Annotated in this window: 14 protein-coding genes; 7 read left to right on the top strand and 7 right to left on the bottom strand. The window is 35.3% G+C overall.

Features of this window, described 5'->3' with window-relative positions; translation table 11 throughout:
* Positions 1 to 79 precede the first annotated feature (79 nt).
* Positions 80 to 880 carry a response regulator transcription factor gene (locus AC57AW_RS22295; protein WP_496353627.1) on the bottom strand — a complete coding sequence of 267 codons (801 nt, stop codon included), beginning with the start codon at positions 878 to 880 and terminating at the stop codon, positions 80 to 82.
* Positions 881 to 1,074: 194 nt separating this feature from the next.
* Here AC57AW_RS22295 and AC57AW_RS22290 point away from each other — a divergent pair, with 194 nt between their 5' ends.
* Entirely contained in the window at positions 1,075 to 1,947 is an 873-nt protein-coding gene (locus AC57AW_RS22290) for a hypothetical protein (RefSeq protein ID WP_496353626.1), read from the top strand.
* A 155-nt stretch (positions 1,948 to 2,102) separates the two neighbouring features.
* Here the strand turns inward: AC57AW_RS22290 and gap are convergent, their stop codons facing one another.
* The 4 genes from gap to AC57AW_RS22270 all read right to left on the bottom strand — a co-directional run bounded on the left by gap (position 2,103) and on the right by AC57AW_RS22270 (position 5,513).
* Positions 2,103 to 3,107 carry a type I glyceraldehyde-3-phosphate dehydrogenase gene (gap, locus tag AC57AW_RS22285; RefSeq protein WP_496353625.1) on the bottom strand — a complete coding sequence of 335 codons (1,005 nt, stop codon included), beginning with the start codon at positions 3,105 to 3,107 and terminating at the stop codon, positions 2,103 to 2,105.
* Positions 3,108 to 3,139: 32 nt separating this feature from the next.
* Positions 3,140 to 4,126, bottom strand: a complete 987-nt coding sequence (gene pfkA, locus AC57AW_RS22280; protein ID WP_318846537.1) for a 6-phosphofructokinase — start codon at positions 4,124 to 4,126, stop codon at positions 3,140 to 3,142.
* A gap of 83 nt (positions 4,127 to 4,209) precedes the next feature.
* Positions 4,210 to 5,088, bottom strand: a complete 879-nt coding sequence (locus AC57AW_RS22275; RefSeq protein WP_496353624.1) for a DUF4846 domain-containing protein — start codon at positions 5,086 to 5,088, stop codon at positions 4,210 to 4,212.
* An 83-nt stretch (positions 5,089 to 5,171) separates the two neighbouring features.
* On the bottom strand, positions 5,172 to 5,513 hold the full coding sequence (locus AC57AW_RS22270) for a winged helix-turn-helix transcriptional regulator (protein WP_496353623.1): 342 nt from the start codon (positions 5,511 to 5,513) through the stop codon (positions 5,172 to 5,174).
* Between the two features lie 96 nt (positions 5,514 to 5,609).
* On the opposite strand from AC57AW_RS22270, the gene AC57AW_RS22265 reads away from it, so the two are divergent.
* Positions 5,610 to 6,410 (top strand): DNA alkylation repair protein, encoded by an 801-nt coding sequence (locus tag AC57AW_RS22265; RefSeq protein WP_496353622.1) that lies wholly within the window; start codon positions 5,610 to 5,612, stop codon positions 6,408 to 6,410.
* A gap of 321 nt (positions 6,411 to 6,731) precedes the next feature.
* On the opposite strand, the gene AC57AW_RS22260 is transcribed toward AC57AW_RS22265, so the two are convergent.
* A complete protein-coding gene (locus AC57AW_RS22260; RefSeq protein ID WP_496353621.1) occupies positions 6,732 to 7,490 on the bottom strand; it encodes a TIGR03915 family putative DNA repair protein in 759 nt (252 codons plus the stop codon).
* Between the two features lie 155 nt (positions 7,491 to 7,645).
* The gene (locus AC57AW_RS22255; RefSeq protein WP_318846542.1) at positions 7,646 to 8,905 is read right to left on the bottom strand and encodes a putative DNA modification/repair radical SAM protein; all 1,260 of its coding nucleotides are present in this window, start codon (positions 8,903 to 8,905) and stop codon (positions 7,646 to 7,648) included.
* Between the two features lie 156 nt (positions 8,906 to 9,061).
* Here AC57AW_RS22255 and AC57AW_RS22250 point away from each other — a divergent pair, with 156 nt between their 5' ends.
* The 5 genes from AC57AW_RS22250 to AC57AW_RS22230 all read left to right on the top strand — a co-directional run bounded on the left by AC57AW_RS22250 (position 9,062) and on the right by AC57AW_RS22230 (position 12,789).
* A complete protein-coding gene (locus AC57AW_RS22250) occupies positions 9,062 to 10,390 on the top strand; it encodes a hydroxymethylglutaryl-CoA reductase, degradative (RefSeq protein WP_496353620.1) in 1,329 nt (442 codons plus the stop codon).
* Positions 10,390 to 10,557, top strand: coding sequence for a hypothetical protein (locus AC57AW_RS22245; RefSeq protein WP_496353619.1), 168 nt, complete (start codon positions 10,390 to 10,392; stop codon positions 10,555 to 10,557). The genes AC57AW_RS22250 and AC57AW_RS22245 overlap by 1 nt, the downstream gene beginning before the upstream one ends.
* Positions 10,557 to 11,645, top strand: coding sequence for a hypothetical protein (locus AC57AW_RS22240; protein WP_496353618.1), 1,089 nt, complete (start codon positions 10,557 to 10,559; stop codon positions 11,643 to 11,645). Before AC57AW_RS22245 ends, AC57AW_RS22240 begins: the two co-directional genes overlap by 1 nt.
* Position 11,646: 1 nt before the next feature.
* The gene (locus tag AC57AW_RS22235) at positions 11,647 to 12,033 is read left to right on the top strand and encodes a DUF423 domain-containing protein (protein ID WP_047096689.1); all 387 of its coding nucleotides are present in this window, start codon (positions 11,647 to 11,649) and stop codon (positions 12,031 to 12,033) included.
* Between the two features lie 69 nt (positions 12,034 to 12,102).
* Positions 12,103 to 12,789 carry a hypothetical protein gene (locus AC57AW_RS22230; protein ID WP_496353617.1) on the top strand — a complete coding sequence of 229 codons (687 nt, stop codon included), beginning with the start codon at positions 12,103 to 12,105 and terminating at the stop codon, positions 12,787 to 12,789.
* The last annotated feature ends 5 nt before the right edge of the window (positions 12,790 to 12,794 follow it).

Here is a 12,794-nt window from a genome sequence, read left to right as displayed (position 1 = left end):
GTTCATTCCTTTACCTATAAAAGTACAAGTTTTATGCTGAAATTCTTTGGTGAGATTTGTCAGGATTGTGATGAGCTTTCTACAGGTATCCCCATTCAAAGGTCTTTCTGATGAGTTCAGAGCTGTTTCTGCAATCGGATTTTCTTAAAATATTTTTTCTGTGGGTGCGTACGGTTTCTTCCGAGATATGTAAAAGATTGGATATTTTTCCTGTTGGATATCCTTTCGCAATACAATTAATGATTTCGACTTCTCTTTTGGTAAAAATAACGAAGGTAGATTCAGGAGATTTATGGTGTTCCATCCACTGCATCTGGTGGAAATCTTCTCGTCCGTTAATTCCGGACACCAATACAACATAAGAATTTTGGTGCGTGATGTGTTCAATATTCGTATGGATATTAACCGCTTGCAAAAGCCTGCCGTTTTCATCTTTGTACGTGTGTAAAGCCTGATGATGGAAAAGTTCATAATTACCTTTTGAAGTTCTCATTCTGAAGCAATAGCTGGTTTTCAGTTCCTGCTGATAATCAAAGCCATCAATTTCTTTTATCTTTTCTATTGACATTCTTTCTGCTTCCATGACAAACTCAATGTCATCAGGATGGATGAGGTCTATAATTTCTTTCAGATGTACAGGATGTTTATTGAGGCCATGTATTGCTAAAATATCTTCATCGTGATTACAAATAATGGTGCTGCCTGCAAAATTGATGACATAATAATAGAATTTTCCTGGAGCAAAAACTTCTCCGATAATGTTTTCAATCGTTGGAACAGGCAATATTCTGTTATCATTCTGTAAAATTTCAGGATAGTCATTCCAGACTTTGGTGAGGGGATGCGGTTTTTTTGCATGAGTCAAGTGTTTTTTCTCCATTGGTTAATGTTTTCTTAAAAATAATAAAATTATGTTAAAAAATCACCCTTTTGTGGTATTTCGTGTGGTAGGTAAGTATTGTAGCTTTAAATAAAACTAATGACCATGGAAACTTAATTTCCTGAACATTCCCTTTAAGGAGATAATTCAATCACTGACACTTCAAAAAACTTTAATCTGAAAAATAAATAACCATGAAAACAAAAATTTTATTACTGTTTCTGCTCGGATGGGTGGGGATGGCTTTTGGACAAGAAGGACTAAAAGAAAAAGATACAATCACATTTATAAATAGTGTAAATCTAAGTAAAAATGCAGTTCTTGTTCCATATACATATTCAAATAATGAGGATATTGCAGAAAAGCTTAAAAGTATTTCCACAAACGTTTTGAAATCTGGGATTAGATATATAATTCTTAGCATTGACGAAAAATCTAAAAATGTTATAGTATCACCTATAAATTTCAAAGTTTTTAATAAGAGAAGAATCATAAGAAGAAATAACCGTAAAAATTTTCTGGATAGCCATATAATTGATAAGTCAATAAATAGTATTCTTTATAATGATAAATCTTTTGAAATATCTTTAGATAATTTAAAGAAGAATGCAACTAAAAAGAAAGAAAATATTCCAGATAGATTCTCAATTGGAATTTTAACTCTTCCATTTAAATATAGGCCTCAAGATGAAAAAACATTCGAAGCTCAATTTAATTTGAATTCTAGTTTGAATGTTCTTTTAGTACATAATTTTTGGGGGAGTGGCACAAATTTTTATGCGCAAATTGGGGCGGGATTAGGAAGTGTTGAGCTTAATTCTAACAACTCTTATGGAGTAGGTTTAGATGAAAATATAAATGCGGCAACACTTACCGCCTTTGGAGGAGTAATGCTTCAATATAAAAAAGTACAGGCAGGTTTCTATTTTGGTTGTGATCAGATAAATAATCAGAATCATTATCAATGGAGGAATAATGGAAATCTATGGTTGGGATTTGGTATTGGCTATCAGTTATTTAATGTGGGTTTGGGAGAGTCAAAATCAAATAATAACGATAAAAAATAACTTACTTAACATTACTTATGCACAATTAATTCTCTAAGAGAATATTTAGTAATTGATCTAGATTTCTATGAAGTGTCTAGTATCTAATATTAATAAAAAAAAACCTTCCCATCGGGAAGGTTTTATATTACTTATTGCTTATCGCTCATTACTTATTACAAAGAAGCAGCGTGTACAAGCATATCCACTAACTTGTTAGAGTAACCCATTTCGTTGTCATACCAAGAAACAAGTTTCACGAAGTTTGGAGAAAGCATGATACCAGCATCTTTGTCGAAGATAGAAGTTCTCTTATCTCCAATGAAGTCCTGAGATACTACTGCATCTTCAGTATATCCAAGAATACCTTTCAATTCACCTTCAGAAGCAGCTTTGATTACTGAACAGATTTCTTCATAAGAAGCAGCTTTGTCAATTCTCACTGTTAAATCTACTACAGAAACGTCAACAGTTGGTACTCTGAAAGACATACCTGTTAGTTTTCCGTTCAAAGAAGGGATTACTTTTCCTACTGCTTTAGCAGCACCTGTAGAAGAAGGGATAATGTTATTTAGAGCAGCTCTACCACCTCTCCAGTCTTTCACTGAAGGACCATCAACAGTTTTCTGAGTAGCTGTTGTAGCATGTACAGTTGTCATTAAACCTTCTACGATTCCGAAGTTATCGTGGATTACTTTAGCTAAAGGAGCTAAACAGTTTGTAGTACAAGAAGCGTTTGATAAAATTTTGATATCGTCAGTAAGTTCCTTGTGGTTTACACCCATTACGAACATTGGAGTATCATCTTTAGAAGGAGCAGAAAGGATTACTTTCTTAGCACCAGCGTTGATGTGAGCCTGAGCAGTATCTTTAGATAAGAAAAGACCTGTAGATTCTACGATATAGTCAGCACCAATTTCATTCCACTTTAGGTTGTTAGGATCTCTTTCAGCAGTTACTCTGATTCTTTTTCCGTTTACTACAAGATCATTTCCTTCTACAGAAACTTCACCTGGGAAAATACCGTGTACAGAGTCATATTTTAACATGTAAGCCATGTATTCTGCATTAATAAGGTCATTGATTCCTACAACTTCAATGTTGTCTCTTTCAGTCATTGCTCTGAAAACAAGACGTCCAATTCTACCAAAACCGTTGATACCTACTTTAATTGTTGACATAATAGTTTGTTTTTATTAGATTATAAAAATAATTAGATTGCTAAAATTTTTGAAATCAGTAAAAGATCTTCATTGATTTCGTTATGTTTTTTAATGGCTTCTTCAATCGGCGTATACGTCAGATCATTGGAACGCATTCCGGCCATTACATTGGATTGTCCTTCCATTAATCCAGTTACAGCACCGTAGCCTAATCTGCTTGCCAAAACCCTGTCTGCACAGCTTGGAGAACCTCCTCTCTGCATGTGTCCCAAAATGGCTACACGAATGTCATAGTCAGGGAATGTCTGCTTTGTTTTTTCGGCAAGTTCATACACATTGGCAAGTTTTTCACCTTCTGCCACTACCACAATGCTTGATGCCTTTCCTGTTTTTTCAGCATCTCTGAATTTCGCGAAAAGCTCATCAATACTGTCTTTTTTCTCAGGAATTAAAATATCCAGAGCCCCTGTTGCCAACCCGCTGTTTAATGCAATAAAACCGGCATCACGACCCATCACCTCCACAAAGAAAACTCTGTTGTGAGAAGTTGCCGTATCACGGATTTTGTCAATGGCATCCATTGCAGTATTCAATGCAGTATCATATCCGATGGTGTTATCAGTTCCGAAAATATCGTTGTCGATCGTTCCCGGGATACCGATTACTCTGATTCCGAACTCTTCATTAAAGATTTTCGCACCGGTGAAAGTTCCGTCTCCACCAATACAAACCAATCCGTCTATTCCAAGCTTTATGCAATTATCATAAGCTTTCTGACGGCCTTCTTTTGTTCTGAATTCAGCGGATCTGGCAGACTTTAGAATTGTTCCACCCTGGTTGATTATATTTTTTACGGAACGGGCTCCCATTTTCAGGAAATCATTGTTGATAAGACCATTGTAGCCTTCTCTCACCCCGTAGCATTCGATATTATAGTAATTGGCGGTTCTTACTACCGCTCTTAACGCCGCATTCATACCCGGAGAGTCACCTCCTGAAGTAAGAACTGCAATTTTTTTTACAGCACTCTCTTTCATCAAGAAAAAAATTTCGAACACAAATTTACAAAAACAAGTTCAGATTATCGTAGTAACTTTCCAATAGTTTTGAATATAAATTATTAAAAGCTTCTGAAGTTTGTAGGTTTAAAAAAATATCGTGCGGTTTTCGTTTCCTGAGCATCGATATCCAGGTCATACCATGGTGTAAAATAGGGATTAAACGGATTAGAGAGCACATGAATAGACTGTGCGGGTGTAAATCCTTCACTCAATAAAAACAATCTTTTCCCTTCTTTATTCTGGCAGACCCCGGAAATAAAAACAATATGTCCCGGACTTCCCGGTGTGATTAGGATATCTCCGGTTTTCAGATCGGAATTTTTTGCAACGGGTTTTGTTTCTTTATTTAATGAAATAGTCCCCGCATAATTAAAGATCAGATCCAGATAATTTCTGAAACTCTGATAAGAATCATCAAAAGTAGCAGTCTTTCTAAAGCTCACCGAATTTCCACTGACAAAAGCTCTTGTTCCGTTTTTGTAGTCATTCCAGTTGAGAAGATCACCACTGGTAAAATGAAATTTGATTTCGTCAAACTTTTTCGCCTTATAAAGATACTCTGCTCTCATACGGATTGCTGCATCAGCGCATTGCTGAAGGTCTTTACTTCCTGTATCAATATCAAAAATAGCTTCATGAAGATGCTGGGTAGAAATAGGAGTTCCATCATATTTCAGAATCTGACTGTCATAAGGTTTCAGCTTGAAATTTTCAATAAAATATCCAAAAGAATCAGCCTTTTCTTCAATCCACTCATATCCTTCAGGTGGAGAGAATCTTTCCCTGATCGTATTTTTATCTTTATGAATCTTTGCAGAACTTTTTGTTGCTAAATTTTCGTTATGATCGGGCTCAGCCAATAAACGATCTGATAATTTTTCTTTCGTACAGCCTGTGAGAATAAGAACAGTTATGATTCCCGTGATAATTTTTTTCATGCGTTTTTAATGAACACAAATATCATTTTTTTTCACGTACCAACAAATAAGGTTCTGAAAATCTGCAATATTTAACTTCTGCTTTACGCTTTTTCCCTTTCCGGAATCAGTAATTTGCCCCAATCATTCAGCTGCCAAAGAATTTTTACCAGCTGTTCACCTAGTTCTGTTAAAGAATATTCTACCCTTGGAGGAAGTTCATTGAAAGACTGTTTCGTTAGAATACCGTCATCTACCATCTCTGATAATTGTTGATTCAGAACCCTTCGGTCTACTTTAGCAATACCACGCAGAAATTCACTGGGACGTTTTTTTCCTTCATTGATCTGCCAAACGATAGGAATTTTCCATTTTCCACTGATGGTATTGACTGCGACTTCCAGCGGACAAATTTTATTTTCTTCAGCTCTTTCCTTTGTTTCCATAAAATTGACTTTTTTATCCCTATGGGTGAAAAATATGCGGTATTGCTTATGTCTGCTTAGTTTCAGACTTTTGTAAAGATAATCATTAAAAACAGCATGACAGAAAAACGAAAAGGGGTCCGTTCCATCAAAGATATTCCACCGGATATTTTAGAACAGCTGAACCGGGGAGAAATTGAAACCGCCAATCTTACAGAATGGCTGGCAGTAGATCAAAAGCTCTTGTTGGAGAACTTACTTCAGCAGAATAACAGGATTGATTATTTAAAACCCGTCTTAGAAGATGTAGATCAATTGAAAAAACAAACTGTCAATACTCTTAACGAAGCTATTGGAGTTGGACTTTTGAATTTAGCCAGAAAAAATAATGATGATGAATTTCTATCGAAGTTTGCAACCCACCCGGCAGATCTTGTGCGTTGCTGGGCAGCTTATACTATAGGAAGAAATAATGATTTGAAACTTAAAGAAAAATTGAACAGCATTCAGTCTTTTGCTTCTGATTCCCATTTTGGAGTGAGGGAGATCTGCTGGATGACAGTCCGTTCGGATATTTCAAAAAATCTTGACGAGAGTTTATCTATTTTATCAGAATGGACGAAGCATGATAATGAAAATGTAAGGCGTTTTGCCAGTGAATCTACACGGCCGAGAGGAGTTTGGTGTGAACATATTAATGCTTTGAAACAAAATCCCGGACTAGGACTGGAAATTTTAGAACCTCTACGCTCAGATTCATCCCGATATGTGCAGGATAGTGTCGGCAATTGGTTGAATGATGCCAGCAAATCCCAACCTGAATTTGTGGTAGAAACCTGTGATGAGTGGCTTCGTGAAAGTCCGACAAAAGAAACCCAATATATTGTAAAGAAAGCCTTGAGGACCATCAAAAAATAAGAGTTATCCACAAAATAAAAATGTTGATTTAATTTTTGGTTATGTAGGTTGCAGATTTACATAGTTTTACATCATATTTTCCTATTCCTTTTTTCCTGGGAAGTAACTTTATTTGCTTAATTTTTATATTAAAAATAACATCGAGATATTTTCAATGTTAACCATATGTTAACGACAAAAGTTATCCACAATATGAATTTTCAATTAATGTGGATTCTATATGACAGTAAATTAATAATTTAAATAAAAATTAAAAAATGGATGCTTGAATTACCATCTTTTCTTCACTGAAAAAAAAGTTATCCACAATATGAGTTTTACCTACCATTTTTCGGTCAAATACTTCCAGTATCTTTTCGGGACATGCTGAATATGAAGTTTCATATTCTTTCGCTCTACAATATTGGTTTTAGTAAAATATCGCTGCCAAAGGGTTTGATAATTGTTTTCTTCATCATGGAACTTCTGTTGATACTGACTGAAATCCAGCTTTTCATCAGGGTAGAAAAATTCACAGTTTTCCAGATCGTAAAGAATACCGTAGTTTCTCCGCAGATCATAGATCATCCATTTCTGGTCCTGATACCGGTCATTAAAATGTTTTCTGATCAGAGGAAGAACGTTGAAATCAGGATCTATTTTGGCGAAAAAAATACCATCCTGCATTTTTTCAAAGCGGACAAAAGCTGTCATTCGATGCCTTTCCCTGTCTACTGATTTGCAGATTTTTGAAATTTGAAGGATATTATTGTCTGCAAAGTTTTCAAGAATATTTTCTCCCGGATGTTTGATAGATTGACGGACAGCAGATAAGATGAGGTTTTCTAGGCCGGGATCTTCGGATAAAAAAACTTTTAAAAGCTTATACACTCCCTGTTTTCCAATATTCTGTTCCAATCTATTAAGTACCCTTTCAGACTTTTCTGTTTGCGTAATAACTTCATGGATCTCTGCAAAAATATTTTCCTGATGAAACCTTTCTCTATTTACTATATCTACGTCTTTATAACGGTATTCAAAAACTTCAAATACCGCGGTAAAAAGGCCGTCAAAACTGCCATCGTAGAGTAGGGTTGTCATAATAAATTAAAAAATTTAGTTGTGTTGCCTGTCATTCTGACGCAGGAAGAATCTCCTAAACTAATCAGATTCTTCCTACGTCAGAATGACAAATGTGCTGTTTTATCGAAGCAATAAATTAGTGATCATTTGTGAAAATATTCGTGTAATTTGTGTTAAAACAAAGTTAGTTGTTGAGAAAACTGATTGTGAAACTTTGAAGAACTTCCACCTATCAACAGCTTTCTGAAATTTTTATCCGTTAAATATTTCAGGTAGGCATTCCCCGCATTGAAATCGATGAAATATTTTGCCCGGTTTACGGCTGCTCCCAGTTTTTTTAAATGATCCATCGTTAAAATCTGGAAACGTCTTGCACTGATAATTTTTTGAGCTGTTTTTACTCCGATTCCAGGAATTCTTAAAATTGTTCGATACTCAGCAGTCTGAAGATTCACCGGAAACTGATCCAGATTTCGCAATGCCCAGCTTAATTTCGGATCCATTTCCAGATCAAGAAAAGGAACATTCGGATCCAGAATCTCTTCTGCCCTGAAACCATAAAATCTCATCAGCCAGTCCGACTGATACAACCGGTTTTCACGAAGCATAGGAACCTCAGTTGTTAAAGAAGGTAATCTCTGATCTTCCAGAACAGGAACATATCCTGAATAATAGACTCTTTTCAGATTAAAATTTTTATAAAAATGATCGGCTACTTTAATGATCTGCAGATCATTTTCATTAGTTGCACCCACAATCATCTGTGTAGACTGTCCTGCCGGAGCAAATTTTGGAACTTTCTTCAGAATTTTCTTTTCATCCTGATACTGGATAATTCCTTTTTGAATATAGCGCATTGGGCTGATCATATCCTGTCTGTTCTTTTCAGGAGCCAATAATTTTAATCCGCTTTCTGTGGGAATTTCAATGTTTACGGATAAACGGTCTGCATACAGAGCTGCTTCCTGCATCAGATCGTCACTTGCTCCCGGGATAGATTTCAGATGAATATAACCATTAAAATTTTCTTCGAGGCGCAGCTTTTTGGCCACTCTCACCAGACGTTCCATTGTTGTGTCTGCATTTTTGAAAATTCCGGAACTCAGAAATAATCCTTCAATATAATTTCTGCGGTAAAAATTGATGGTAAGATCTACCACTTCTTCTACCGTAAAGCCTGCTCTTTTAATATCATTTGAACTTCTGGAAACACAATAGGCACAGTCATAAATACAGTGATTTGTCAATAGAATTTTAAGCAGAGAAACACATCTCCCATCTTCTGTATAAGTATGACAAATACCACTTGCAGAACTGTCTCCTAAAGCTCCTTTTTTATTCTTTCTTGAACCGCCGCTGGACGAACACGAAACATCATATTTCGCTGCATCGGCAAGGATTTCCAGTTTTTCTTTAAGACGGTCAAAATTCATATTTTCAAATTTTTGATATGTTTTGTATCTAAAATGTATTTAAATTTTGTTCAAATTTAGTTCAAAAATTGATAAATGTCAATCTTTTTTCATAGAAGTTATCCACAAAAAAGAGTCTCAAAATCATTATATTTACGGCTCATTAAAGTTTATATTATGAATCATAAACCAATCGAAGGTTTTTCTAAGCTTCCAAAGCAGGGGAAAATCGAATGGCTCGTAAACGAATATCTTGAAGGAAATCAGGAATATCAAAATATATTAAAACAATATTGGAATGATGATGCAGATCTTCAGAAGCTTCATGAAGAGTTTTCTGAAAATACCATCTCCAATTTTTATATGCCTTACGGAATTGCTCCGAACTTTTTGATTGATGGGAAACTTGTAGCACTTCCAATGGCTGTTGAAGAAAGTTCAGTAGTTGCCGCTGCTTCTAAAGCTGCCAAATTCTGGATTGATAAAGGAGGTTTCAAAACAACCATTATCAATACTGAGAAACTGGGGCATACCCACTTTATTTTTAATGTAGAATCTCATAAATTATTACATTTCTTTAATTTTAATTTAAAGAAAAAACTCCTTGAAGCGACAGAAGATATTACATCCAACATGAGAAAACGTGGTGGTGGTATTTTAAATATCAGTCTGATTGATAAGACCGCAGAAATGCCGAATTATTTCCAGCTGAAAGCAAGCTTTGATACAGTAGATTCCATGGGAGCCAACTTTATCAATTCATGTCTTGAGCAGTTCGGGAAAACCTTGAGACAGGAAGTGGCTACCAGCGAAGATTTTACTCAGGAAGAAAAGAATTCATTGCAGATCGTCATGAATATTCTTTCCAACTTTACACCTGATTGTATCGTAAGAGCTGAGGTTTCCTGTAAAATGGAAGATTTAAAAGACGACAGTGGAATTTCTCCTGAAGAATTTGCTTATAAATTTAAACAGGCCGTTACCATTGCTGAAATTGAGCCTTACCGTGCTACTACTCATAATAAAGGAGTGATGAATGGGGTAGATGCAGTTGTGATTGCTACCGGAAATGACTTCAGAGCTACGGAAGCCTGCGCACATGCTTATGCTGCAAGAGATGGACAATACAGATCTCTGACTCATTGTACAACAGATAATGGAGTATTCAGATTCTGGATTGATCTTCCTATCTCTGTAGGAGTTGTAGGAGGACTTACGAATCTTCACCCATTGGTAAAATTCTCATTAGCACTTCTTGGAAAGCCTTCTGCGCAGGAATTGATGAGTATTCTGGCAGTTTCAGGTCTTGCCCAAAATTTTGGTGCATTGCGTTCTCTGGTAACTACAGGAATTCAGAAAGGACATATGAAAATGCATTTATTGAATATTCTGAACCAATTGGGAGCTACCGAAGAAGAAAAACAACACTTTGTAACCTACTTCAAAGATAAGACAGTGAGCCACCACGAGGTGATCAATGAATTTAACAGAATGAGAGAAAACTAATGTTACAGATCATTTTGCCCATTGTATTCCTTCTTTTTGGATTCTTTTTAAAGAAAACAAACCATGAAGGTTTCAGAAGCTCCAAGAGATTTGCCAATATGTTTATCATACTGGGAATTTCTACATTGGTGGCCAAGTTTATTTTAATGTACTTAAAATCAGAATAGTGAAAAAGAGTATTGTATTTTTCTTACTGATTTCTGGTTTAAGTTTTTCACAACAACAAAAAGTGAAAATAAGTAATCTGCAGCCGAAAACTGAAGATACTGTTTTCCCGGTTGTTTCTTATTCTGAAAATCCCCGGGTAGAAAATAAAATCAATACATTTCTGCAGGTAGATCAGCTGGAATATGTTCCAGAATCTGGCGGAAACCCTTTTAAACTGGCTTCTACAGCAACCAACTCCTATTCCAATTATCTGTATTTTTATAGTTGGGATAAGATTGAAACGCCTAAAAATATTCTGAGTATTGCAATGGATGGTGAAGCTTCAGGTGCTTATCCTGAAGGTTTTTCAATCTGGAAGAATTTTGACCTGAGAACAGGAAATTATATCAATGCTGAAGATTTATTCCAATCAGGCTCAATAAAAGCAGTGGAAGGTATCATTCAGAAAAAAGTAAAGAAAAGAATCACTGATTTTCTTACCCAACTGAAAGCTGAGAAAAATCCTTCTGAGGAAACGAAAGACCAAATTGCAATGTATGAGGACTGTTTTACAGAACATACTTTAGAAGATATCCGATTTTTCTTCGGAAAAGATAAGCTGACTTTTGTTGCAGGCAGATGTTCCAATCATGCCATGAGAGCATTGGATGATCTTGGAAGCCATGAAATAGAACTTTCCTATAAAGAGCTGGAGAAATATTGGAGTTCTTATACGAAAAATTTGATTTCCGGGTCTGAAAAAACAGAGAAAACCAGTTTCCAGAATAAATTGTACAAAGGAAAAATAGATGGGAAATATCCTGTAACCGTTTTTATTACGCGTCTTTATAAAGATAGAAATAACAGCGGGCTCAGCTCCTTTAATGCATTTTATTGGTATGATAAAAATAAAAAACTGATAGCATGGGATGGAAAAATGAAGGGAAACCATATTTCTATTACAGAAAATGATCATTATGATGAAGCTGCCGGTAAATGGATTCCCAGAGCTTTTGTAGAAGCAGATATGAATGGGAGTAAAATCTCCGGGACATGGCAGGATGATAAAACAAAAAAATATTTAACCCTAGAATTAGAAGAGTTATAAAATGAAAACAATTACTTTAGTTTTTGGAGCGGTTTACGGAATGGTGTCTGTGATCCTGGGTGCATTCGGAGCACATGCTTTAAAGAAAATATTAGCTGTGGAAAGACTGGAAAGTTTTGAAACAGGAGTAAGATACCAGATGTATGCAGCATTTTTCCTGCTGATCATTGGATATATCTTAAAATTTGAAACTTCTGCAGAAAAATGGACTTCCATTTTAATGATTGCAGGAACATTGTTGTTCTCTGTAAGTATCTATTTTCTGAGTATGCAGGATTATTTAGGCATGAATCTTAAATTCTTAGGACCTATCACTCCGCTTGGAGGTTTGATGATGATCTTAAGCTGGGGAATGCTTATTTTTTATTTTGCTAAAAATAGAATTTAATCATTGCAATTCATGCAAAAAAGCAGATCTGCATTATTTTGTATAGATTGTTTTCTGAAAAATCATACCATGACCCATCGTTTTTTATTATTTTTTATTGCTGTCATTATTTCTTCTCTCAGTGTTGAGAAAATCAACGCGCAGGAGAAGAAAAAATTAATGGATAGAGGTATTTTAACAGAAGTGAAAAATATACAAAATCTTTTTTCTGATAGTGTAAAGAGATATGATTATAAAAAAGATGCTGCTTTATATGGTCAGAAGTATAGAGGCTTCTACAGTGAAAAATTAAAGAATCTTAAAAACCTTTATCAAAGCATCTATGACAAAGATGTGATCATCGGAAAGACAGATCCTGGTATTTCATTCAAAGCAACAACCGGGATACAAATAGAAAATAATATACCTCAAACAGGGGCCACGCCTTCGAAGGAAGCGAAAAATAATTCTGTGGATATTGCTGAGGTTGAAAATTACCAACAGCTTGTCGAGTTGAAGAAACAGTTGACGGTTGATTTCCCTGTTTATTTAATAGAAGATCTTAACGAAGAAGTCTATCAGTGTAAATTGAATTTTACAATTGATGTGGATGGGAAATTTAAAAAAGTAAAATATAGTGAGTCATCTGATAAAGAATTTGGTATAATCAGTGCACTGTTCCTGTATGCAGTTGGAGGTTTGGAAAAACCTTTGATTTATAACAAAAAACCGATTGTACAAACCTTTAGACAGCCCATTATATTAAGATTTAAATAAAATAC

It is taken from the genome of Chryseobacterium sp. BGA-UO-ETr-SB22 (assembly GCF_059567885.1).
The sequence above is the reverse complement of the archived record's forward strand: the minus strand, read 5'-3'. Positions and strand labels throughout refer to the sequence as shown.